This is a genomic window from Sporosarcina sp. P34 (assembly GCF_002743375.1).
Taxonomy (GTDB): domain Bacteria; phylum Bacillota; class Bacilli; order Bacillales_A; family Planococcaceae; genus Sporosarcina.
The window spans coordinates 189,632-212,472 of record NZ_PDZC01000001.1 but is presented as its reverse complement, the minus strand read 5'-3'; the positions used below and the strand labels follow the sequence as shown (position 1 = coordinate 212,472).

25 protein-coding genes are annotated in these 22,841 nt (G+C 40.4%); all 25 read right to left on the bottom strand.

Features of this window, described 5'->3' with window-relative positions:
• Nucleotides 1-3: 3 nt before the first annotated feature.
• Nucleotides 4-366 carry a response regulator gene (locus CSV63_RS01075; protein WP_099630924.1) on the bottom strand — a complete coding sequence of 121 codons (363 nt, stop codon included), beginning with the start codon at nucleotides 364-366 and terminating at the stop codon, nucleotides 4-6.
• Nucleotides 367-388: 22 nt separating this feature from the next.
• Nucleotides 389-1,567, bottom strand: coding sequence for a flagellar motor switch phosphatase FliY (fliY, locus tag CSV63_RS01070; protein ID WP_099694628.1), 1,179 nt, complete (start codon nucleotides 1,565-1,567; stop codon nucleotides 389-391).
• Nucleotides 1,560-2,561, bottom strand: coding sequence for a flagellar motor switch protein FliM (fliM, locus tag CSV63_RS01065; RefSeq protein WP_099694158.1), 1,002 nt, complete (start codon nucleotides 2,559-2,561; stop codon nucleotides 1,560-1,562). The genes fliY and fliM overlap by 8 nt, the downstream gene beginning before the upstream one ends.
• Before the next feature lie 48 nt (nucleotides 2,562-2,609).
• Complete coding sequence (gene fliL, locus CSV63_RS01060) at nucleotides 2,610-3,041, bottom strand: flagellar basal body-associated protein FliL (RefSeq protein ID WP_099630922.1); 432 nt, start codon at nucleotides 3,039-3,041, stop codon at nucleotides 2,610-2,612.
• Nucleotides 3,031-3,255: a flagellar FlbD family protein gene (locus tag CSV63_RS01055; RefSeq protein WP_085133241.1), complete on the bottom strand. Its 225-nt coding sequence runs from the start codon at nucleotides 3,253-3,255 to the stop codon at nucleotides 3,031-3,033. Before CSV63_RS01055 ends, fliL begins: the two co-directional genes overlap by 11 nt.
• Nucleotides 3,256-3,309: 54 nt before the next feature.
• On the bottom strand, nucleotides 3,310-4,125 hold the full coding sequence (gene flgG / locus CSV63_RS01050; RefSeq protein ID WP_099694157.1) for a flagellar basal body rod protein FlgG: 816 nt from the start codon (nucleotides 4,123-4,125) through the stop codon (nucleotides 3,310-3,312).
• An 84-nt stretch (nucleotides 4,126-4,209) separates the two neighbouring features.
• Nucleotides 4,210-4,581, bottom strand: coding sequence for a TIGR02530 family flagellar biosynthesis protein (locus tag CSV63_RS01045; RefSeq protein ID WP_099694156.1), 372 nt, complete (start codon nucleotides 4,579-4,581; stop codon nucleotides 4,210-4,212).
• A 17-nt stretch (nucleotides 4,582-4,598) separates the two neighbouring features.
• Entirely contained in the window at nucleotides 4,599-5,288 is a 690-nt protein-coding gene (gene flgD, locus CSV63_RS01040) for a flagellar hook assembly protein FlgD (RefSeq protein WP_099694155.1), read from the bottom strand.
• 3 nt (nucleotides 5,289-5,291) lie between these two features.
• Nucleotides 5,292-6,698, bottom strand: coding sequence for a flagellar hook-length control protein FliK (locus CSV63_RS01035; protein WP_158233883.1), 1,407 nt, complete (start codon nucleotides 6,696-6,698; stop codon nucleotides 5,292-5,294).
• Between the two features lie 28 nt (nucleotides 6,699-6,726).
• Nucleotides 6,727-7,338, bottom strand: coding sequence for a MotE family protein (locus tag CSV63_RS01030; RefSeq protein WP_099694153.1), 612 nt, complete (start codon nucleotides 7,336-7,338; stop codon nucleotides 6,727-6,729).
• 1 nt (nucleotide 7,339) lies between these two features.
• On the bottom strand, nucleotides 7,340-7,792 hold the full coding sequence (gene fliJ / locus CSV63_RS01025) for a flagellar export protein FliJ (RefSeq protein WP_099694152.1): 453 nt from the start codon (nucleotides 7,790-7,792) through the stop codon (nucleotides 7,340-7,342).
• Nucleotides 7,789-9,129 carry a flagellar protein export ATPase FliI gene (gene fliI, locus CSV63_RS01020; RefSeq protein ID WP_099694151.1) on the bottom strand — a complete coding sequence of 447 codons (1,341 nt, stop codon included), beginning with the start codon at nucleotides 9,127-9,129 and terminating at the stop codon, nucleotides 7,789-7,791. The genes fliJ and fliI overlap by 4 nt, the downstream gene beginning before the upstream one ends.
• Complete coding sequence (gene fliH / locus CSV63_RS01015) at nucleotides 9,126-9,899, bottom strand: flagellar assembly protein FliH (protein WP_158233882.1); 774 nt, start codon at nucleotides 9,897-9,899, stop codon at nucleotides 9,126-9,128. Before fliH ends, fliI begins: the two co-directional genes overlap by 4 nt.
• Nucleotides 9,892-10,905 (bottom strand): flagellar motor switch protein FliG, encoded by a 1,014-nt coding sequence (gene fliG, locus CSV63_RS01010; RefSeq protein WP_085133234.1) that lies wholly within the window; start codon nucleotides 10,903-10,905, stop codon nucleotides 9,892-9,894. The genes fliH and fliG overlap by 8 nt, the downstream gene beginning before the upstream one ends.
• 13 nt (nucleotides 10,906-10,918) lie before the next feature.
• On the bottom strand, nucleotides 10,919-12,520 hold the full coding sequence (gene fliF / locus CSV63_RS01005) for a flagellar basal-body MS-ring/collar protein FliF (RefSeq protein ID WP_099694149.1): 1,602 nt from the start codon (nucleotides 12,518-12,520) through the stop codon (nucleotides 10,919-10,921).
• 61 nt (nucleotides 12,521-12,581) lie between these two features.
• Entirely contained in the window at nucleotides 12,582-12,890 is a 309-nt protein-coding gene (gene fliE / locus CSV63_RS01000; RefSeq protein WP_099694148.1) for a flagellar hook-basal body complex protein FliE, read from the bottom strand.
• 30 nt (nucleotides 12,891-12,920) lie between these two features.
• Entirely contained in the window at nucleotides 12,921-13,382 is a 462-nt protein-coding gene (gene flgC, locus CSV63_RS00995; protein ID WP_099694147.1) for a flagellar basal body rod protein FlgC, read from the bottom strand.
• A 2-nt stretch (nucleotides 13,383-13,384) separates the two neighbouring features.
• Nucleotides 13,385-13,774: a flagellar basal body rod protein FlgB gene (flgB, locus tag CSV63_RS00990; RefSeq protein ID WP_099675140.1), complete on the bottom strand. Its 390-nt coding sequence runs from the start codon at nucleotides 13,772-13,774 to the stop codon at nucleotides 13,385-13,387.
• Nucleotides 13,775-14,309: 535 nt separating this feature from the next.
• Entirely contained in the window at nucleotides 14,310-15,086 is a 777-nt protein-coding gene (gene codY / locus CSV63_RS00985) for a GTP-sensing pleiotropic transcriptional regulator CodY (RefSeq protein ID WP_099694146.1), read from the bottom strand.
• Between the two features lie 86 nt (nucleotides 15,087-15,172).
• Nucleotides 15,173-16,564 carry an ATP-dependent protease ATPase subunit HslU gene (hslU, locus tag CSV63_RS00980; protein WP_369823766.1) on the bottom strand — a complete coding sequence of 464 codons (1,392 nt, stop codon included), beginning with the start codon at nucleotides 16,562-16,564 and terminating at the stop codon, nucleotides 15,173-15,175.
• Nucleotides 16,565-17,104, bottom strand: a complete 540-nt coding sequence (gene hslV / locus CSV63_RS00975) for an ATP-dependent protease subunit HslV (protein ID WP_099694145.1) — start codon at nucleotides 17,102-17,104, stop codon at nucleotides 16,565-16,567.
• Nucleotides 17,105-17,112: 8 nt separating this feature from the next.
• Nucleotides 17,113-18,012 (bottom strand): tyrosine recombinase XerC, encoded by a 900-nt coding sequence (xerC, locus tag CSV63_RS00970; protein ID WP_099694144.1) that lies wholly within the window; start codon nucleotides 18,010-18,012, stop codon nucleotides 17,113-17,115.
• Nucleotides 18,013-18,393: 381 nt separating this feature from the next.
• A complete protein-coding gene (gene trmFO, locus CSV63_RS00965) occupies nucleotides 18,394-19,704 on the bottom strand; it encodes an FADH(2)-oxidizing methylenetetrahydrofolate--tRNA-(uracil(54)-C(5))-methyltransferase TrmFO (protein WP_099694143.1) in 1,311 nt (436 codons plus the stop codon).
• Nucleotides 19,705-19,747: 43 nt separating this feature from the next.
• A complete protein-coding gene (topA, locus tag CSV63_RS00960; RefSeq protein ID WP_099694142.1) occupies nucleotides 19,748-21,823 on the bottom strand; it encodes a type I DNA topoisomerase in 2,076 nt (691 codons plus the stop codon).
• A gap of 122 nt (nucleotides 21,824-21,945) precedes the next feature.
• Nucleotides 21,946-22,827: a DNA-processing protein DprA gene (gene dprA / locus CSV63_RS00955; protein WP_099694141.1), complete on the bottom strand. Its 882-nt coding sequence runs from the start codon at nucleotides 22,825-22,827 to the stop codon at nucleotides 21,946-21,948.
• Nucleotides 22,828-22,841: the final 14 nt, after the last annotated feature.

Genomic DNA, 22,841 nt, shown 5'->3' with positions numbered 1-22,841 from the left:
CTGTTAGCTCAACGCTTTGTCGATCGCTTCAATCACACGGTCTGCCTGAAATGGTTTAACGATAAAGTCTTTTGCTCCAGCTTGGATTGCATCAATGACCATTGCTTGTTGGCCCATTGCAGAACACATGATGATGGTTGCAGATGGATTGGTACTTTTAATTGCTTTTAATGCCGCTATGCCATCCATTTCAGGCATCGTGATATCCATTGTAACCAAATCCGGCTTCAATTCATTATACTTTTCAATAGCTTGAGCACCGTCTGCTGCCTCTCCTACTACTTCATAATTATTCTTTGTTAAAATATCCTTGATCATCATGCGCATAAACGCCGCGTCATCTACTACTAAAATTCGTTTTCCCATTCATATTCCCTCCAAGTATCTTCTATCGTAAATTATTTAATCGATCCATTTGACTTAAAATGTCCGTAATACGGACTCCGAAGTTTTCGTCAATGACGACGACTTCTCCTTTTGCAATATAGCGATTATTGACTAATATATCGACCGGCTCCCCTGCCAATTTATCTAGTTCAATAATTGAACCACCAGACATTTCTAGTATTTCTTTAACAGAACGTTTCGTACGTCCTAATTCTACTGTTACTTGAAGCGGTATATCAAGTAGCAAATTTAAATTATTTGATTCTTCTTTTTTTAAAGAAGGTGCTTGGAAACTCGCAAACTCTGCTTGCTGAACATGCACTGGCTCCTGAGTCTGACGTGGTGTTGCGGTTTGTTGACTTGGCGGTGCTTGATATGCAGGTTGCGGCTGTTGCATAGGTGTAGGCTCTTGTGCATATGTCGGTTCTGGTTCCGAATATTGTGGTGCCTGCGGACTAGGTGGTGTTTCTATCATAGTCGCCGCTTCTTCTTCCCCCATTAGTGATGAGACTAATTTTTTACCGAACTCCAATGGGAACAATTGCATAATATCTGAATCAATCAACTCACCAACTTTCAAATTGAAAGACACACGAATCAATAAATTATGCGCAGGAATATTTTCGGTTCCCTGATCTATTTGAATATTCATCAAGTCAATAGTAGGCGGTGAAATATCTACTTTTTTATTGAAGATGGTAGACATCGAAGTCGCTGAAGATCCCATCATTTGATTCATCGCTTCTTGCACTGCACTCAAATGGATTTCACTTAACTCTTGGTTTGGAGTAATACCGTCTCCTCCAAGCATTAAATCTGCAATGATTGCCGCATCACTTTGTTTGATCACCAACAGATTGACGCCGCTTAATCCTTCAGTATATTCCACCTTGATTGCTACATATGGATGGACAAAATCCCCCTCCAAATTATCACGTTGGATTAGCGATAGCTGTGGTGTAGTGATTTCCACCTTTTGACCCAATAAAGCAGAAAGTGCTGTTGCCGAACTACCGAACGAGATATTACCAATTTCCCCTAAAGCATCTTGCTCCATTTCGGTCAAGTAATCGCTAATATCGATAGTTTCCGATACAGGTTCTTCTGCTTGGATAGGTTCTAGAGTTTCACCCCGTAACAACGCTTCAATCTCTTCCTGTGAGAGAATATTATCACTCATCATCGTCATCCTCTCCCGTAGTCAATATTTCCAGTATTTGAACAGCCATACGATTACGTAATTTCCCTGGCTGTGCTGTGAATTTAGGCTTTTCCCCTATTCTTATTGTCAAAGGTTCTTCAATGCTTGTATCCAATGAAATCACATCACCAAGCTGTAGATGCAAGAAATCTTCAATAGATATCTGGCCTTTTCCAAGTTCAGCAACTATAGGGAGTGTTGCGTTTTTAATTCTTCTTTCCAATTCGACACTTTGCTCAGCGGTAGGTTCTTTCTTATTCGTCTGCATCCAGTACTGCACAGAAAGATTCGGAATAATAGGTTCCAACACAACGTGCGGGATACACATGTTGATCATACCGCTAGATTCACCAATCATAATATTGAATGAAATCACGACCACGGTTTCGTTCGGTGAAATCATTTGAAGAAATTGGGGGTTGACTTCCATTTCCGCTAAATACGGATCGATATCAATTAACCCGGACCAAGCTTCACGTAAGCTATCAAATGAACGTTCAAACAAATTCGTCAAGATCTTCGTTTCAATTTCCGTCATATTATCCGTTTTTCCTGAACTCGATCCAAAACCACCCATCAATCGTTCCAACATCGAGTAAGCGACATTGGGATTGACTTCCATCAAAATATTCCCTTCAAGGGGGGATACATCAAATATATTGATCAATGTCATATTGGGTATCGAGCTGATGAATTCTTCAAACGGTATCTGGTCTACCGACATCACATTAATTTGTACATACGTACGCAGCTGAGCGGAGAAGTACGTCGTCAGTAATCTGGCGAAGTTTTCATGAATCCTAGTCAAACTCCGAATCTGATCTTTAGAGAAACGAAGTGCACGCTTAAAGTCATAGACACGTACTTTTCTTGTTTCTTCTTCTTTCTTCATTTCTTCTGCTGACATTTCACCCGTCGATAAAGCTGACAGCAGCGCATCTATTTCATTTTGGGACAGTACATCTCCCGACATAGGCCCACCTCCCATCGCGCACATTTCTCTTGTAGATCCTTCCGGCCGTCACTGGATGATATATGAGACAATATACACCTTCTGTATTTCACCATCTTGCATCAGCTCGTTTAGCTTCGCTTTTATAGTATCTTCAAATTGCTGTTTCCCTGCTTTCCCTTCAAGGTCTTTCGCTGTCATTTCAGACAGTTCTTGAATAGCTAGGTTCTTCACTTGAAAATCACGCTTCGTTAATTCCTCCGCTGCCTTTTTACTGTCTGTCTGGATTTTCAGGGATATACGGACAAAATTACGGCCAGACAAATTCGTTGTAATTTCTTCCATATCCACTGATGCCTCAATAATTTCATCAATTGACGGTGCTTTTTCCTCTCCGTCACTATCTTTATTGAAATTCAATATCAATACGACCGCCACGACACCGATCAACGTAATACTCACTAAGATAATCAATGAAATCGTCAATAATTTATTCTTCATCTTCTTCATCACCCCGGATATGCGGATTGGATAGCAGCTGGACCGCTTGATAAAATTCAATGATTCGGTTATTTACTTCGTCAGCTGAATCAAGCACGACATATTTTGAACCAGTCGTCAACGTGATTGTCGTGTCTGGAAACGACTCGACTCTTTCTATGTACAATGCGTTTAACGTAAAAGTCGTTCGATTCAATCTCGTCACTTTAATCATATGTAAGGGGCCAGGCCAAGGCCGGCCCGACCCTCCTTCTCAAACTATACTATGTTATCGTTTCAAGTTTACTAGTTCTTGTAAAATTTCGTCCGAAGTCGTGATAATCCGTGTGTTGGCTTGGAAACCACGTTGTGCAACAATCATTTCCGTGAATTCCTCGGATAGGTCTACGTTAGACATTTCTAGGGAGCCGGATTTGATTGCGCCACGGCCTTCTTCAAGAGGAGTTAAATTTTCGGATGGTGCGCCTGAGTTTGCAGATTCTTGATACATATTCCCACCCACTTTTGTAAGTCCACCTGGGTTATTGAATTTGGCTATCGCAATTATTTGGTTTCCGTCCAATCCATCAGCTTCAGTTACGTATTTAACCGCGCCATTCTGTCCAATAGAAAGAGATGTAGCTTCTAATGGTACGGTTATGTACTCACCCTGATCGTCTAAAACAAATCTTCCATCGCCATCTACTAAAGTTCCTTCTGCAGCTCCAGCATCTGCACCTGCATCTAAATAAAAATTACCCGCTCTTGTATAAAATCTTTGCGCTCCATCCTCCACTACAAAAAAACCATCGCCTTCAATCGCTAAATCTAGCGTATTGCCTGTAGTTTGCATTGAGCCCCCAGAGTGAATTGTATCAATAGTAGCTAACTGTGATCCTAATCCTACTTGCTTTGGATTCACACCACCTCTAACATCTCCAGGTGCAGAAGCCCCCGCAATATTCTGTGAATACAAATCCTTAAACACCGTACGCCCTTTCTTAAAGCCATAAGTATTAACATTAGCAATATTATTACCAATTACATCCAACTTAGTTTGAAAGTTTTTTAGTCCAGAAATTCCTGAGTACATTGAGCGAATCATAAATAGTTTCCCCTCTCGGTTTTAGAGTGCACCGCGTCATTCAGTCGGCGGTGCAATTGGCATCCTGTTAAGGTCCTGCCGTATTTAGCTGAGTAGTATCGTGCCGTCAATATTCGTAAATAGTTGGTCCTTCGCTTCCATGCGGTTCATCGCGGTGATGACGGTTGAGTTCTTTGCACTGACAATGAGTGCGGCTTGATCGGTCAACACGAGTGAATCGCGGATTCCCTTCCTCTTCGCCTCGTCTACTTTCTCTGAGATGTGTGCCCATTCTGCATCGGTCATTTGAATGCCTCGTTCTTGCAGCCGATCGTTAGCATGTTTACTAATCTTTAGTGTTTCAGGCCGTGTCGCTTGCTGTAAATGTTCGAGAAATGACTGCTTTGACTGTGCTTGTATTTGTCCTTGACGTATGGGTGGTGGTGATGGAATGCGATGGATATCGATCTTGTTCATGATATCGCCCCATTCAATTATTCACTAATAGTAGTAAATTGATTTCCTTCAATTTTCTTGCCGTCTTGCAACACATAATGCAGACTACCTTCCTTATTTGTAACCGATACGACTTTCCCTGTACGTTCTTCTTCGCCTTCCATATAGCCTACTGTCTTACCAATTAACATACTGGCTTGTACTAGACTGTTCGGTTGACCGACTGCTCCAGTCCCTGAACTAGATCCATATCCCATTACTTCCGAAATGTTACCAGGCGACAGTTCTTTGCCATCCGCCATCGTAAAGATTACTGAACCATTCATATACTTGATAGACTGTATAACGCCAGTCCCTTCATTAATAATCGGCTTGTCGTCTTGACCTGTTTTATCTGATACTTCATGCCAACGAATTTCTTTACCTACAAAGCTATTGTACTGAATTAACTGACTCTGGTTTTGTGAATCCGCGAACTTTTCAAATGCCTTTGCTAAGTTCATGGTTTGTTCCAATGATGAAAACTGGGCCATTTGTGCGACAAACTCTGTGTCTTTCATCGGATTGGTTGGATCTTGGTTAGCCATCTGTGCAATTAAAATTTTCATAAAAGCGTCTTTCCCCATTGTATCGGGTCCGGTTTTCCGTTGATCTCGTTGCTTGTTGACTAAATACATCGATTCAGTAATCGCATTTTTCGTGGTTGCTGAATTTGTTGCTTCTGGCAATTTTTACGCCTCCAATTCAATCATGAATTCTTGGAATGTTTGTTCTGGTTCATTTGCATTTTCATTTTGTTCGGTAGCCTGCTCTTTTTGTTGTTGATTTTGTTTATTAAACGCTTGTTCTCTATCACTCTTCGACAGATCTTGCAGAGTTTGTGATAGGTCAATTCGGTCTACTTGCAAGTTCTGTTGATTGAAAGCTTGACGCAACTGATGCATCTGGCTATCCAGCATTTCACGTGCTATCGCAGTAGATGCCAAGATTCTCGCAGTCATTACACCGTTTACTTCCAATAATTCAATACGAATTTGTCCGAGATGTTCCGGGTACAGTTTGACTGAAATACGATTTATTCCATTCGTTTGGCCAAAGTTTGCTCGGTTTAATATGGCTTGGAATTCCCGCATCAATGCTTCACTTCGGCTTTCCGGTACTTTCTCTGTAGCATTCAGTTGGAATACTGGTCTAGTTTCAGTAGTAGTGACAGCTGACAATGGAGCCACTGTTTCACTAGGCTTTGACTGTTGATTTTGCTGCTCGGTATCTGCGCTCATTTGTTCCGTCGAAATTCGAATGACGTGTTGCATAGTCGGTGGAATTTGTACTGTGTGTTTCACTTCAGGCTGTATGGCCTTTTGTTCTAACTGATTTGCAAATTGTGAAAGAATTGGCTGGATCGTTTTCACGAGATCTACTTGCTTTGTAAACAAATCAAGCTTAGGTGCTACCAATTCAACTGCTTTAAGCAATGCGATCACTTCTACAGCTGATTTTGGCGGTACTTGTCCCATCGCCTCTTTAATGTTCGCAGTTGGTAATTGTTGTAACACATCGAGCACAAACCATATGTCTCCTGTTGCTGCTAACTGGTCAAATTGTTCTTTGGTCATACCGGCATCTTCTAGGACGTTTGTAATCGTTTCTATTAGTTTATCAGGTTCTCCGCTAATTTGATGTGCTAATTGTTGCAGACTAGGAAACTTCTGCAGATTTACTATATTCGTTAACTTCATTTCAACATCTTCATTTAACAAAACTGGAATGTTTTGAAGCGGTTCTTCTTCTACTATTCCAGATAACATTTTTTTGACAGTCGCTTCATTTACTAACTGTGTTTGAAGCAGTCTAGCCTCTTTTACTAGTTGCGCTACAACGGGTGACTGAACAGACTGCTTCAACTCCTCAACAATTCCTTCTAACTTCTCTAAGGAATCGGTGTTGAGAACATTACCTACTAATGTAGTTAGCTCTGATATAGAACCCACTAATTGTTGCTTAGCCGGAACAGAACTAGCGGACATGATGCCCTGAAACATACTTCCAAATCCTCCACTCTCACTATTAACTGTAGAAATAGATGATTTCAACGGCATCCCTGAGGAACTTACGTTCATTAATAGTCCTAAGTTCACTTTTTCACCTCCCTCAATTACTATTATACTACTTTGTAAGCATAGAAGTATATTTAGCTGCATCTTCAGGGGACATTTTCTCTAGGATAGCTGCTAAAGTAGCGGGCTTTAGACTAGATAATATTTGGACAGCTTCCGCATCTCCCATTTTTGTAATAACAGGGGCTGATGATTTGGCGGACATTTGCTCGTAAGTCGTTATAATTTCTTTAAAATCACGCGTAGATTCACTTTGCGCTAGTTTTAATTTCTCGATTTCTTCATTCAATTTTTCTTTTTCAATTACTAGCGTTTCGTTCGAATCTTTCACTTGTGTAAGTTCGTCTTGAACTTCGAATAATTGTGCTTCTTTTTCTTGAATTTCTGCTTGAAGTGAAATAACACGATCTTCTAATATTAGATCTCCTTCGACCTTTTCATCAGGTGCTTTTTGTTCAAGGAATGGAATTTTGGATGTCCACTCTTTCGCCTGATCGAAGACGTTTACATCAGCTACTTTGGCTATGATTAAAACGACAGCCGTTGTGAACATAAGAGGTATGATAACCCATGCGAGCAATATTTGGAAAAACCCAATAGACTTTTTGCTCTGCTCTCCAACTGATTCCCCAGCCTCTTTTTTCTTTTTCAATTTAGCCACTCTACCACCCGTCTTCTCTTGAACGGAACTTCATCGTCGATAGTTCGTCAATTCGATTTATCTCTACATGTTCCATTTCAGCATCATATTGTTCTTTCCCAATTTCCTTCATTTTTTCAAACTTCTTCACTTCGATATTTTTCTCCAGCAACTGCGATTCATACCAATTCATTTTCGAACGGGACTTGATCACTTCTTGCTGCATATGATCAATCGTTAGGTCAAGCGTATTTATGAATCGGGAATAACTGTGCAAATCATCGATGGAAAAACCAGTAGTCATTCGTTGTTGCTGTTCTTCTAAGATCGTTTCTTTCTTTTTCATATGGTCATACAGCTGTGTTGCGATTTTTTCAAATTCTTCAATCGCCTCTTTATAAGCCATTTCTGTTTCATCACGTTCTTGTTCCCGTAAATTCAGTACTTTATCAAAACGATAACGGAAAGAAGTCATCTCCGTTCTCCTCCTCCAGAAGCTAACGCAATCATTTCATTTACCGTATCTTCTAATTGAATATTCTCATTAAACTTCTGTTTTAGAAAGTCGGTAATGATTGGTTCATATTCAATCGCTTCATCGATTTCGCGTGACGTCCCTTTTTTATATGCACCAATATTAATTAAATCCTCAGATTTGTCATAGGCATAATACAGTTCGCGTAATTTTGCCGCCGCTTTCAAATGATCAGGATCTGCAATGTGATTCATCAGACGACTGACACTTTTCAAAATATTGATCGCGGGATACTGACCTTTATTAGCAAGTGTACGATCCAAGACTATATGACCATCAAGAATGCCTCGCACGGCATCCGCTATCGGCTCATTCATATCGTCACCATCAACTAGCACTGTGTAGAATGCAGTGATCGCTCCGTTTTCGTTAGTTCCACTACGTTCCAATAGTTTAGGAAGAATAGCGAAAACAGAGGGCGTGTATCCTCGCGTTGCAGGCGGTTCACCTACCGCTAGACCAATCTCACGCTGCGCCATGGCTACACGTGTGACTGAGTCCATCATCAACATAACGTTCAGACCTTTATCCCGGAAGTACTCTGCAATGGCTGTTGCTGTCATGGCACCTTTAATTCGCATAAGCGCGGGCTGATCAGATGTCGCTGCAACTACAATTGTTCTTTTTAGACCTTCTGGCCCTAAGTCTCTATCGATAAACTCACGGACTTCACGGCCACGTTCTCCTATAAGGGCGATGACGTTAATATCCGCTTCTGTATTGCGTGCAATCATCCCTAACAATGTACTTTTACCAACACCCGAACCTGCGAAAATCCCTACACGCTGACCGCTACCTACCGTTAACATTCCATCGATGGCTTTCACCCCTACAGCTAACTTGTCGTTAATAGTAGGGCGTGTCAAAACGTTCGGTGGACTGTTTTCTGTACGAACAGTTGCCAAACCTTTAGGTAACACGCTTGAATCAATAGGTTTCCCTAGAGAATCAAGGACCTTTCCTAGTAGATTCATGCCTACTTTCACTTCAAGGGGCTTACCTAATGTTTCAACTAAACAGCCACTTGAAATGTTGCGTATATCGGTGTATGGCATTAACATGACAATCTCTGCCCTAAATCCTACAACTTCTGCTTGAATTAGAGAACGTCCCCCTTCAGGAACATTCAAATGGATGAAACATACATCTCCTATCGACGATTCAGGACCTTCAGATTCTATTAGTAAACCCACAACTCGTATTACCCGACCATACTTTTTCAATGTGTTGATGTTTGGAATGATCGGAATTAAATCTTCAGCTTTTTTCAAATTCAAACACCATCTTCCATGATTTTCACCAATTGCTCTTTCAGCTCATTCAGTTGCTCATCTACACTCACTACGATTCGACCATGGTTCGTTTCGATAAAACAATCTGTTGCATTGAAATCTTCATTGACGAAAATAAGGAATGGGGTTTCGGGCGGAAAGATTGAAGCCAGTTCAGAGCGATGTGTCGTCACCATTTTAAACTGTTCAATCGGTACGAATAATTTTACCTCTTTACTCTCTTGCGCTTCCTTAATCCCTTTACGCACGATGGATAAATACGTCTCGTCGTCGTCTTCTAACGCTTTATTAATTATTCGTTCTGCCGAGTGAATTCCGATATTCAGAATTACTCGTTCTTGATTGATTAAATATTGCGTTGCGTTCTCGTAAGATAATGTAGTAGTTTCGTTCGCAGCCTCTACCATTTCACGCATTTCCGCAAGTGCTTTATTGCGCCCATCATCGAATCCGACTTGAAACCCTTCGTCATATGCCCGTTGTTGCAGTTCTTCTTTTTCATTCTTCCAAGCTGCATGCATCGATTCGATATCCGCTGCTGCTTGATCCAATCGCTGTTTAATTTCGGTATCTACAATGTTCTTTCGTTGCTCCATCTCCTGCAACATACGATTGCGTTCCATGAACATCTCGCCTGTGCTAACTGGCTCCTCCACTGTCTCTGTAGCGTCCATCGATTGCAAATTGCGTATAGATATGGCTTTTGTAGGACGTTGATTCATTACAGTTCGCTCGGAACGAAACAGATTAGACAATGATGTCATCTCCTCCACCACGCGCTATGATGATTTCTCCGGCATCTTCAAGTCTGCGAATGATTCCTACAATTCGAGACTGCGCTTCCTCCACGTCACGAAGTCGAACAGGACCCATTACATCCATTTCTTCCTTGAAAGATTCTGCCATACGTTGTGACATGTTCTTGAATAATATATCTTTCACTTCTTCACTGGATACTTTCATCGCTAAAATCAAGTCTTCATTTTCACAGTCACGGATGACACGTTGAATTGAGCGGTTATCCAACGTGATAATATCTTCGAAAACAAACATTCTTTTGCGAATTTCTTCGGCTAGCTCAGGATCTTGAATTTCAAGAGCATCGAGAATCGTTTTCTCTGTCGAACGATCTACGCCATTTAACACTTCAACGACTGCGTCTACGCCACCTGTTTCGGTAAAGTCTTGAGTTACAGTAGATGATAATTTTCGTTCAAGTACTGCTTCTATCTCACTGATTACTTCCGGTGAGGTTGATTCCATAGTAGCTATTCGTTTGGCAATATCCGCTTGCATTTCTTGCGGAAGCTGCGACAAGATTAATCCCGCTTGCTCCGCTTCCAAATAAGACAAAATTAATGCAATTGTCTGCGGATGTTCATTTTGGATAAAGTTTAGTATTTGCGATGGTTCCGCGCGTCTTGCAAAATCAAACGGGCGCACTTGGAGTGAAGATGTCAGACGGTTAATGATTGCTTGGGCATGTTCTTTTCCGAGTGCTTTTTCAAGTACAGTCTTGGCATAGCCAATCCCACCCTGAGAAATATAATCCTGCGCAAGAGCGATATTATGAAATTCTTCAATAATTTCTTCTTTTACAGAGGATTCCACTTTTTTCACACCGGAAATCTCCAACGTCAGTTGCTCAATCTCTTCTTCATTCAAATGCTTATAGACTGAAGCCGACACCTCAGGCCCCAATGAGATAAGCAACAGAGCAGCTTTTTGTTTTCCTGACATGTCTTTATCTTTCTTAACCAACTAAACCCCTCCGTTACTCCTTGGTGATCCATGTTCGCAATAATTTTGCAAACTCTTCTGGTTTATCTTTAGCCATTTTTTCTAGTTGTTTTCTACGAGCTGTCGCTTCTGTCTCTTGTTCCATATTGATGTCATCGACTTGTACTGAATCAAATTGAGTCTGAGCTTGTTCCATTGCCAACTCTTCTTCCATTTCTGCTTCGTTGCGTCTCTTGCGCACGAACAATACAACAAGAACAATGACTGCAAGTAGCAAGACACCGCCAATCAAATATACCCACCAAGGGATGACAGTCTTAGTATCTTCAAACGCAACGTTTTTCCCTCTTAATGGTTGAACCGAAACTGCTATTTTCTCAGCTAGTATTTCATCGGTTAATTCTCCAGCTACTTCTGTATCCAATGAAGTACGTACTATGGTCTCTAAAATTCGTTCAACATCTTGTCGCACTTCTGGAGCCAATGAAGTTGGATCATCAGCAGTAGGAGGTTCAATCATAACTTGTATACCGATATTACTTATTTTGTATGGGCTCTCTACTATATCTTTTCTAATTCTATTTACTTCATTATTAATTGTTTCTTCTAGACGTTCGTAATCACCGTTTCCGCCTTCACCTTCAACATACGTAGTACGACTATCAGTCGGATCTTCCGCTTCAGGTGTACCGCCTACTGCAGGATTCGTACCCGAGAATGATTCAGTTATCCGTTGTACACTTAATGCAATACCTTCCATGTTTTCTGGATCGACAGGCGTCACAAGGTTCTCTTCACGTTGTTCTTTCTTAAAGTCGATATCTGTCGTAACAGACACAACTACTTTATCTTGTCCCATCAATGTACCGAGCATCATTTGAACCTGTCGTTGTAAGTCACGCTCGATCGTCTTTTTCACGCCCATTTGATCCGTCACATTAGCCCCGTAAGAATTTCCTGAATCTTTTAGATCAAAGTACTCAAAATATTGGTTTTGGATGACGATATTGTCATTAGACAGATTAGGCAAGCTCTTTGATACTAAATTATAAAGTGATGTAATTTGTTGTTCGGTAAATCTTTGTCCGGGATTCGTCTTCAACATGATCGCTGCACTTGCTTCTGATGTTGTGTCATTTACGAAGATTCCCTCTGTCGGTAAAGTAAGCATGACTTTTGCGTCCTTAATACCTTCTATACCCTTTATTAGATTAGCTAATTCTGTTTGCATCGCAGCAAGCTTAATCATATTAAATTCATTATCGGTAGTACCAAACCCCGCATTATCCGAGAAGAATGAATAATCGATTAGACCGGAATCTGGAAATCCTTCTGCCGCTAGTGATACACGTAGATTATCCAGTTGTTTTTCAGGTACCGAAATTGCAGTACCGCCCGGTTCCACCAGGTAAGGTACTCCTTGTCCATCTAGGACTTCTTTTATACGTCCAATCTCAGATGGCGACACTTCTGAATAAAGCGTTACATACGTAGTACGGGACATAATCATTGTTAAAAAAACCGCCAGCGCAATAATGCCAGCCGCTATCGTTATATATATAATTTTTTGATTCTTTGTTCGACTTCCCCAGAAAGCTTTGAGATCCGCCCTGAGCTTTGTCAATCTTTCTTTCATTCTAATCCCCCGGTCAGCCTCACTAGGCGCAATTCCATTTACGCCTAGTGCTTTCTATCAATTAGACAGGCATTCTAATGATTTCTTGGTATGCTTCTACCACTTTATTGCGCACTTCCATTGTTGCATTGAATGCAATACTCGCTTTTTGTGCCGAGATCATCACATTATGCAAATCGACATCTTCACCTTTAACAAGTTTTGTCGTCATAGCATCTGAGACATTTTGTGTTTGGTTTACTTGATGAATCGCGTCGTTTAACATTGCCGAGAAATTCTGTTGAGCTTCGAAAGGTGTTTTTTGTGCTTTAACTTCAGGTTGCTGGATTGACATAGCAGGCATAGCACCTGTAATTGATTGTATCGCCATTCAGTTCACTCCCAATAGAATACTAGTATATTATTTTCCGATCTCCAATGCTTTCATTAGCATAGATTTATTTGCATTCAACGCTGTTACATTCGCTTCATATGATCTTGTTGCAGACATTAAATCAATCATTTCGCGTAAAGGGTCGATATTTGGCATTTCCACATATCCTTCTTCATTCGCATCTGGATGAGAAGGATCAAATACCAATTTGAATGGAGTCTCACGATCTTCTTTCACACGTGTTACAGCCACTCCATTTCCTGCATTCCCCCGTGAGTGAACTCCCTTCGCCGCTTCCAAAAATGAAGAAAACTGCCCTTCCTTCGGTTGTAACGTGACGGTTTTCCTTCTATACGGCTGCCACTCGCCATCTACTTGCTTGGCCCGAGTTGAATCAACATTCGCCATATTGGAAGAAATGACATCCATACGCAAACGTTGAGCCGTCAATGCAGAAGCCGATGAATTCAGACTATGAAATATACCCATCATCAACGTCCCCCTTTAATAACACTTTGTAATGAATTAAATTTCCCATTTAATCGTTCTATTAACGCGGAGTTATAAATTTGATTTGCCGCTAAGTCTGCTTGTTGTTTGTCCATATCCACGCCATTGCGATCTTGCCGGTAACGGAAATTTGATATGTCGAATGTTTTACTTGGCGTGGAATGTGTAAAGTCTAAATGCTTGGAGTCGGTCTTATATGCCTCTAGGACTTTACTATTCTCATTAGAAAACACTTCTTTAAAGTTAACATTTTTAGTTTTATAGTTGGGTGTGTCTACATTCGCTATATTTTGCGAAATTGCTTTACCTTTCGCAGATGAGTAATTCAATCCTTTTTCAAGCAGGTTGATGGTACCACCATAAATCTCCATCGTTCCCCCACCCTTCCCTCATTTAGTTCATTTTTCGCGTTTTTTTTAGAATTCTACTTATACCATACTACTCTTTAATACTATTTTCGATAAAATTCTTCCTTATTTTTCTACTACTCTATTGTAGCGGAGACTAATGATTTTTGTCCAATGTTTTCTAAATGATTTTATAGTACAAAGTAACCATTCAGATGAGTTCAGATTATTCTATACATTATAACTAATCACTAAGCATCATATGGATTTCCCAACAAAATAAGTAGTAAGTGGTATTCTATTCCTGTCCGAGTTTTTTGGTATGATTTGTCGCATTATGTAAAACAGTTATGCTATATAAGCTGATAAAATTTCTTCACTCCTCTATCTTTCTACTCAATATTAAGTTCTTAATTAAAATTTCCTATGTAGTATAAAACGCAACATGAATTCTAGTCCATAAACAGGATAGTAAATTAATAAAAATAAAAAACTGAAGAAAATCCGTAATAACGGAAGTTCCTTCAGTTTCTAAACATTTCTCTTTCAAGCAGTAGTATTATGAATTGTGTTTTTCAAGCTCTTCTAGGAATTTATCGTTCAATACTTTAATATACGTACCTTTCATTCCCAAAGAACGCGATTCAATAACGCCAGCACTTTCAAGTTTACGAAGTGCATTGACGATTACTGAACGTGTAATTCCCACACGATCAGCAATTTTAGACGCTACAAGTAATCCTTCGTTTCCGTCTAACTCTTTGAAAATATGCTCAATTGCTTCATGCTCGCTGTAAGACAACGAGTTGATAGCCATTTGTACAACCGCTTTGCTACGCGCTTCATGTTCAATTTCCTCAGACTTTTCACGTAAGATCTCCATACCTACTACTGTTGCACCATATTCAGCAAGAATTAGATCATCTTCTGTAAAACCATCTTTTAATCGCGCAAGAATCAAAGTACCCAAGCGTTCGCCACCGCCAATGATCGGTACGATTGTAGTTAAACCTTCTTGGAATAGTTCTTTGTTTTCGATAGGGAATACTGTATGTTCGCTTTCGATATCAATATTTGGAGACGTTTCATTAATCTGGAACAAACGATTTGTATACTCTTCAGGAAATTTACGTTCCTCAAACATTTTTTTCATGCGATCATTATCAATTTGGTGATGGATTTCTAAACCAAGTAATTTACCTCTTCTGCTCACGATAAACGCATTACAATCAATTACGTTGCTCAGCTCTTCTGCCATCTCTTTAAAGTTAACAGGACCACCTGCACCCTGTTGTAACATTGCATTGATTTTTCTTGTTTTGACTAATAAACTCATTTCTATTGTTCCTCCTCAAGGACTTATTCTGACTTTAATGAATATTCTAAAGCTTTTCAATCATTAAATAAACTATTACGTCTTCATTATAAAATAAAATGTGACAAATCTTTGTTCTTTACAATGCCATCAAGCTTTTCATCTACATATGCCAGTGTAATCTTGATGGAAGCAGGTCCGATTTCTGCCGCTTCGAATGATAAATCTTCTAGCAACTTCTCCAAAATCGTATGCAATCTTCTTGCGCCAATATTTTCTGTTTCATTATTTACTTCAAATGCGATTTCAGCCAGTTTACTGATGGCTTCATCGGTAAATTCAATTTCTACATCTTCTGTTGCAAGAAGACGTTCATATTGTTTTAATAAAGAAAAATCGGGTTCACGTAGTATGCGTTCAAAATCCTCTTTTTTCAATTTGTCTAATTCTACACGAATTGGGAATCTACCTTGTAACTCAGGAATAATATCGGAAGGCTTTGACATATGGAACGCTCCAGCAGCAATGAACAATATATAATCTGTCTTAACTGCACCATACTTTGTTGTGACTGTGGAACCTTCAACAATCGGCAAAATATCACGTTGTACACCTTCGCGGGACACTTCCCCAGAAGACTTTTGATTGCTACTTGCTATTTTATCCATCTCGTCTAGGAAAATAATTCCCGCCTGTTCAGTTAATTCGATTCCCTTACGTGCTACTTCATCTTGATCAATTAACTTATCCGCTTCTTCCGCTTCCAGTACAATTCTTGCATCTTTTACTTTCATGCGACGCTGAATTTTCTTCTTCGGCATGAGCGAAGATAAAGCGTCTTGCATACCCGACATTTGATCCATACCGGACCCTTGCAACGCATCGAATAAAGAGGGTTGTTGCGCTTGCACTTCTACCGTCACCATTTTTTCTTCGATTCTACCGCTCGCAAGTTGTTCAGCGATTTCTGAACGCTTTCGTCTAATTTCGGATTGATTTTCTTTTTGTTCGGGTTCAGGCTGTGTTTTTTGCCCGAAAAACATTTCGAAAGGGTTTTGACCTTCGGTATTCTTTTTCGCCTCAGGGACCAATAGCTTTACTAAACGTTCTTCCGCTAACTTTTGGGACTGCTCTTTTACGGCTTCACGCATATCTTCTTTTACCATTCGTACTCCGACTTCGGTTAAATCTCGAATCATTGACTCAACATCTCGTCCTACATAGCCGACTTCCGTAAACTTTGTTGCTTCGACTTTTACGAAAGGAGCATGAATTAACTTGGCAATTCTTCGAGCAATTTCAGTCTTCCCGACACCAGTAGGTCCAATCATCAAAATGTTTTTCGGAATGATCTCTTCTTGTTCTTCAGCAGACAATTGCATACGACGATAACGATTACGCATAGCAACCGCAACTGCCTTTTTAGCTTTTTCCTGCCCAATAATATAACGATTTAAATACGCTGTTAGCGCTTTAGGAGTCATTTCTTGCTTCATCACTTAAAGCACCTCCACGATAATGTTATGATTGGTAAACACACAAATATCGGCAGCTGTCTCAAGTGAAATCTTAGCAATTTCTTCTGCCGTTAATTTATGGCTGTGCTTCTTCAGTGCACGCCCAGCCGCTAATGCATAATTGCCTCCAGAACCGATTGCCAATACTCCATCATCCGGCTCTATTACTTCACCAGTACCTGAAACAAGTAATAGTGTATGTTCATCCATAACGAGTAACAATGCTTCTAACTTACGTAAGATCCGATCTCCACGCCATTCTTTAGCAAGTTCAACTGACGCGCGTTGAAGATTTCCATCGTATTCATTGAGTTTAGCCTCAAATAAGTCAAATAGCGTAAATGCATCCGCTACGGAACCAGCAAAACCAGCTAAGACTTTGCCGTTGAATAATCTACGAACTTTCTTCGCTGTGTGTTTCATGACGACCGACTCGCCCATCGTCACTTGCCCATCACCTGACATGGCACATTGCCCATCATGATGAATAGCAAATATCGTTGTTGCATGAAATTTCATTATAGTTCCTCCTAAGCACGAGGGTGCGTTTGTAAATAAGTTTGGCGTAAGTGTTCATTTGTGACATGGGTATAGACTTGAGTTGAAGATAAATGACTATGTCCTAGTAACTCTTGTACTGACCGAAGATCCGCACCTGCGCCAAGCAAATGTGTCGCAAACGTATGGCGGATCATATGTGGCGTAATATTAGTATGTAAGGATGCTCTCTTCATTAAGTCATCTAATACATAGCGCACGCCTCGATCCGTCAAAGGATCTCCACGTAAATTGACAAACAGTTTTGTATGCTTCTTTTGCTTTATCAATTGTGGTCGACTACTGTCTATATAGTTCCGCAATGCTTCCCCTGCAAAACTTCCAAATGGCACAAAACGTTCTTTCCGTCCTTTACCCATTACTTTTACAATTCCTAAATAATGATCCACATCTTGCACTTCGATTTCTACTAGTTCCCCAACACGGATTCCCGTCGCATAAAGCAACTCGAGTAAAGCACGATCACGCAAGGAGCGAAAATCCTCACCCACCGTAACTTCAAAAAGCTTTTCCAACTCTTGCTGATAGAAAAATGCAGGAAGACGTTCTTCTTGCTTCGGATGATACAATAATCGAAATGCTTGATCTTCAATCCCGTAACGAGCATTAATGAATGTAAAAAATGACCGAATGGCTGATATTTTCCTAGAAATGCTTGTTCTTGCATACGAACGATCATATAAACGTGTAATATATAATCTAGCTACAGGATAGTCGACGTCTTCCAACTTCCCAATGCCCTCTTCTTGCAGAAACAATAAAAAATCCCGAAGGTCTTTTTCATACTCTGCGACCGTGTAGGATGAGTAGTTTTTCTCTAGTCGAATATAGGATACATATTCTTCTGCCAATTGTTTTATTTCAGGGATCATTTTATCACCTCAATACGAATTTATCATCGTACAACGTGCACCTGAAAATACGAAAGTGTGTTGATTATATATAGTGCGATATATACTATCAAAGCCGAATGTAGTCCATTAAACACTATACATTAGCAAGGATTATTGGGCAACTTTGAAAAACTGATTCTTTATCATTTTTAAATTAAAGAACCTTTTCCGTCACATAACAGTCAAATTACTTTAATACTAAGTAATTATTTATCATACTGTTCATCATTTCCCTAATTGTAAGACGTTATACCAACTAGAAAGTTGCACAAAGCGACAACAACAAAAAAACTGAAGATCAAACTCCGATTAAATGGAGTTCGATCTTCAGTTCGTCTTTAAGTTGTTAAAGTAAAGTTTTTATAATTTTGTCGTTGATTTAAATTCTTGTAATGCATCCAATGCGCGTGTCGCATGTTTGTCCGCTCGTTCGGCTTTTGTTCTATAGCGCCTATTCAACTCAGGAAATAATCCAAAGTTGATGTTAATCGGCTGGAAGTTATTTGGGTCAGCTTCCGTGATATAACGCGCCATGCTGCCAAGTGCCGTTTCTCTTGGAAATCGGACCGGTCTCTCGCCCTTTGCCAATTGCGCTGCATTAATGCCTGCAATCAATCCTGATCCTGCTGATTCAACATAGCCTTCTACACCTGTTACTTGACCCGCAAATAGAATGGTTGGTTGTGATTTCAGTTGGTATGTGCAGTTCAATACTCTAGGAGAGTTGATGAATGTATTACGATGCATCACGCCGTAACGTACGATATCCACATTTTCTAATCCAGGTATCAGTTTTAATACTTCTTTCTGGGCTCCCCATTTTAGATGCGTCTGAAATCCTACTAGGTTATATAATGTTCCCGCTGCGTTGTCTTGGCGTAACTGAACAACTGCTATTGGTTCTTTACCTGTTTTAGGGTCTTCAAGTCCAACCGGTTTTAAAGGGCCGAATAACATCGTTTTCACACCACGCTTCGCCATCTCTTCAATTGGCATACATCCTTCAAAATAAAGTTCTTTCTCAAAATCTTTTAAAGGCGCTACTTCAGCAGATGTTAAAGCCTCATAGAAACGCTCGAATTCCTCCGCGTTCATAGGGCAGTTTAAATAGGCTGCTTCCCCTTTATCATAACGTGATTTCAAATAAACTTTATCCATATCAATGGAATCAGCCTCTACGATGGGAGCCGCAGCATCATAGAAATATAAATAATCCTCACCAGTTAGCTGTCTAATTTCTTCAGCTAATGCTGGAGATGTGAGTGGACCAGATGCGATTACCGTAATTCCTTCCGGTACTTTTATCACTTCTTCATTGATCACTTCTATATTCGGATGATTACGGACCTTGTCCGTGACGTTGCCAGCGAATTCGTGCCGATCTACTGCAAGCGCTCCACCAGCCGGTACCGCACAATCATCCGCCGCTTGAATAATCAATGAATTTAATTGGCGCATCTCTTCTTTGATGACACCTACTGCGTTTGTCAGATTATTCGCACGTAACGAGTTACTGCATACTAACTCCGCAAATTTATCTGTATGATGGGCAGGGGTTTGCTTCACAGGACGCATTTCGAATAATTTCACTTGGACTCCCCTATTAGCTAATTGCCAAGCAGCCTCACTTCCAGCTAACCCTGCACCGATCACATTTACAATTTGCGTCATTTTCACTACCTCTTTCTCATTATGTTGAATTATTTCTAACTTACTAGTTTTGTGGTTCTTCTTTATAATCACATTCCGTACATTGGATTTGAACACCTTTTTTCAATCGTTTTTCGACCATTGTGTGCTGACATTTCGGACACGGTCTCGAGATTGGTTTATCCCATGAAACGTAATCACATTCAGGATATTGATCACAACCAAAGAAAATTCTCTTCGTCTTACTTTTTCGCTCGACGACTTCGCCCTCTTTACACTTCGGACATTTGACACCGATTGGTTTGATAATGGCCTTCGTATTACGACAATCTGGGAAGTTGGAGCATGCCATGAATTTTCCGTAGCGGCCCATCTTATAGACCATTGGAGAACTACATTTTTCACAATCTTCACCCGCTGGCTCATCTTTAATTTCAATCTTTTCCATTTCGGCATCCGCTACTTCTACGTGCTTTTCAAAATCACGGTAGAAATCATCGATCACTGTACGCCATTCAATTGTACCTTCTTCCACATGGTCAAGACGTTGTTCCATCTGCCTCGTAAATTCGATGTCAATGATATCAGGGAAGTATTGATTAACTGCCTGATGGACGATGACTCCAAGTTCTGTCGGGATAAACCGCTTGGCATCTAGTGTGACATAGCCACGCTTTTGAATGGTGTCAAGAGTAGGTGCATACGTAGAAGGTCTCCCTATACCTAGCTCCTCAAGCGTCTTCACTAAACGCGCCTCCGAATATCTTGGCGGCGGCTGTGTGAAATGCTGTTTCGGATCTACGTCTGCATATTTAATACGCTCACCTTCTTCAAGTGGCGGTAATATATTTTCTTTTTCTTCTTGTTGGTCATCATTGCCTTCAATATATACTTTCATAAACCCCGGAAATTTCACTTGAGATCCCGATGCTCTAAAACGAATATCTCCATTTAAGAAATCTGCAGTCACTGTATCCAAAACAGCTGGTGCCATTTGACTAGCGATGAGACGTTCCCAAATTAGTTTATAAAGACGATGTTGGTCTCTTGTTAAGAACGCTTTCATGGCATCTGGGGGACGCATAGCTGAAGTAGGTCTCACCGCTTCGTGCGCATCTTGCGTCTTCGCTGTAGCTTTCGTTTTTTTCGTACTAGTTGAAATAAACTCTTCACCGTACATCGTTTGGATGAATGACTTCACTTCTTCTTTTGCAGTATCAGAGATTCTCGTCGAGTCGGTACGCATATAAGTAATTAAACCAACTGTACCTTCTTTTCCAATCGCAATTCCTTCATATAATTGTTGCGCTAGCATCATCGTCTTCCTTGCGCGGAAGTTCAGCTTGCGTGCTGCCTCTTGCTGAAGGGATGAGGTAGTGAACGGCAACGCTGGGTTACGTTTACGTTCTTTCTTCACTACTGTGGATACTTCGAATTCGTCCGGTTTTATTGAATTCACTATTTTTTCCACTTGTTCTTGATTCGTTAGTTTCACTTTTTCATTCGCATCGCCGTAAAATTGCCCTTCAAACGTTTTATCATCTTTAGTGAATTGTGCAGTGATGGACCAATACTCTTCAGGCTCAAATGCATTGATTTCATTTTCCCGATCGATGATCAAACGCAAAGCAACTGATTGCACACGTCCCGCGGATAATCCTTTCTTAACTTTCTTCCAAAGGATCGGACTGATGTTATAGCCTACTAGTCTATCCAAAATCCTTCTTGCTTGCTGCGCATCCACTAAATCCATATCAATCGGACGGGGGTGTTTAAATGATTCTTTGATTGCATCTTTTGTAATTTCATTGAACACCACGCGGCAGTCTGATTCTATATCTACACCTAATTGATGTGATAAATGCCAAGCTATTGCTTCCCCTTCACGATCCGGGTCAGCTGCGAGGAAAACTTTCTTCGCTTTTTTCGCTTCTTTTTTCAAATCTTGAAGTATCGGTCCTTTACCTCGGATTGTAATATACTTCGGTTCATAATTATTTTCGGTATCTACACCCATTTGACTGCGGGGTAAATCGCGTAAATGACCGAGTGATGCACTAACTTTATACTTCTTTCCTAAGTAACGTTCAATCGTTTTCGCTTTAGCAGGCGATTCCACTATTACTAAGTAATCTGCCATATCGTTCCCTCCTCAGAGAGATTTCTTTATATTTATTCAGCAAAAGAATATCTGTTGCAAAATGTATAACAGTTTTTCAAATAAAGCAACCTTTTAAACATTTTACAAGAAGAGGAAATGCCTCATGATAGTAAAGAATCAATAATCTGATAACCACTCCACAACGGCTTGGCCCCTTCATCCAACAGCTTATTTGGACCCACGGAAAGAGGAGAATCTATGGCACCAGGTACTGCAAATATTTCTTTTCCATGATCGAGAGCATGTTCAACAGTACTCATTGTTCCGCTTCTTTCGACAGATTCTGTAATGACTAGCGCGTTAGATAAACCACTGATAATTCGATTACGCATAGGAAATGTCCATTTGGCTGGTGGAAAGTATGGTGGATACTCCGTCACAAGTAAATGATTTCGCGCCATTTCTTCAGCTATTTTTTGATTCTTTTTCGGATACATGTGAGAAAATCCATGACCTAATACGCCAATGGTTTCTCCGCCATAGTCAATCGCAGCTTGATGAGCCATCGTGTCAGCTCCAGCTGCTAAGCCTGAAACAATTGGGATCTGACGGTCGACGAGTGGTGGCACAATGAATTCCAGCGCCATTTTGGAATAGCTCGTCGCTGTACGAGAGCCAATTATTCCAACTCGGGGATGTTTTTTCAATAAAAGTTTATTCCCTTTCGTATAAAGAACCGATGGCGGATCACATAATTGCTTTAATTCTTTGGGATAATTCGAATGAAAGTACGTGATGGGTACCACATGGTTTTTCTTCAGCATATCTACTATAGGGAGACAGGAAATCTCTCTGTATTTCTCTGGGAATTGATTCATTCTCTCTATCGGCAAATTAAAAATATACGACCATTGAAGAGCCGAGTAAGAATGTAGATTCTCTAATAAAGGGTTCTCCTGCAATAGCCTCGTAAAACGATTAAAAGGTACGGGATGGATATAATGTACGTACAGTAAATGTAGTTGTTGACTGGTATAGAGCATCGAATTCTCCTCTG

What these genes read in the sequence shown, in the direction of transcription:
- CSV63_RS01075 (WP_099630924.1), bottom strand. Translation starts at nt 366, where the DNA reads ATGGGAAAACGAATTTTAGTAGTAGATGACGCGGCGTTTATGCGCATG.
- fliY (WP_099694628.1), bottom strand. Translation starts at nt 1,567, where the DNA reads ATGAGTGATAATATTCTCTCACAGGAAGAGATTGAAGCGTTGTTACGG.
- fliM (WP_099694158.1), bottom strand. Translation starts at nt 2,561, where the DNA reads ATGTCGGGAGATGTACTGTCCCAAAATGAAATAGATGCGCTGCTGTCA.
- fliL (WP_099630922.1), bottom strand. Translation starts at nt 3,041, where the DNA reads ATGAAGAATAAATTATTGACGATTTCATTGATTATCTTAGTGAGTATT.
- CSV63_RS01055 (WP_085133241.1), bottom strand. Translation starts at nt 3,255, where the DNA reads ATGATTAAAGTGACGAGATTGAATCGAACGACTTTTACGTTAAACGCA.
- flgG (WP_099694157.1), bottom strand. Translation starts at nt 4,125, where the DNA reads ATGATTCGCTCAATGTACTCAGGAATTTCTGGACTAAAAAACTTTCAA.
- CSV63_RS01045 (WP_099694156.1), bottom strand. Translation starts at nt 4,581, where the DNA reads ATGAACAAGATCGATATCCATCGCATTCCATCACCACCACCCATACGT.
- fliJ (WP_099694152.1), bottom strand. Translation starts at nt 7,792, where the DNA reads ATGACTTCTTTCCGTTATCGTTTTGATAAAGTACTGAATTTACGGGAA.
- fliF (WP_099694149.1), bottom strand. Translation starts at nt 12,520, where the DNA reads ATGAAAGAAAGATTGACAAAGCTCAGGGCGGATCTCAAAGCTTTCTGG.
- fliE (WP_099694148.1), bottom strand. Translation starts at nt 12,890, where the DNA reads ATGGCGATACAATCAATTACAGGTGCTATGCCTGCTATGTCAATCCAG.
- flgC (WP_099694147.1), bottom strand. Translation starts at nt 13,382, where the DNA reads ATGGGTATATTTCATAGTCTGAATTCATCGGCTTCTGCATTGACGGCT.
- flgB (WP_099675140.1), bottom strand. Translation starts at nt 13,774, where the DNA reads ATGGAGATTTATGGTGGTACCATCAACCTGCTTGAAAAAGGATTGAAT.
- codY (WP_099694146.1), bottom strand. Translation starts at nt 15,086, where the DNA reads ATGAGTTTATTAGTCAAAACAAGAAAAATCAATGCAATGTTACAACAG.
- xerC (WP_099694144.1), bottom strand. Translation starts at nt 18,012, where the DNA reads ATGATCCCTGAAATAAAACAATTGGCAGAAGAATATGTATCCTATATT.
- trmFO (WP_099694143.1), bottom strand. Translation starts at nt 19,704, where the DNA reads ATGACGCAAATTGTAAATGTGATCGGTGCAGGGTTAGCTGGAAGTGAG.
- topA (WP_099694142.1), bottom strand. Translation starts at nt 21,823, where the DNA reads ATGGCAGATTACTTAGTAATAGTGGAATCGCCTGCTAAAGCGAAAACG.
- dprA (WP_099694141.1), bottom strand. Translation starts at nt 22,827, where the DNA reads ATGCTCTATACCAGTCAACAACTACATTTACTGTACGTACATTATATC.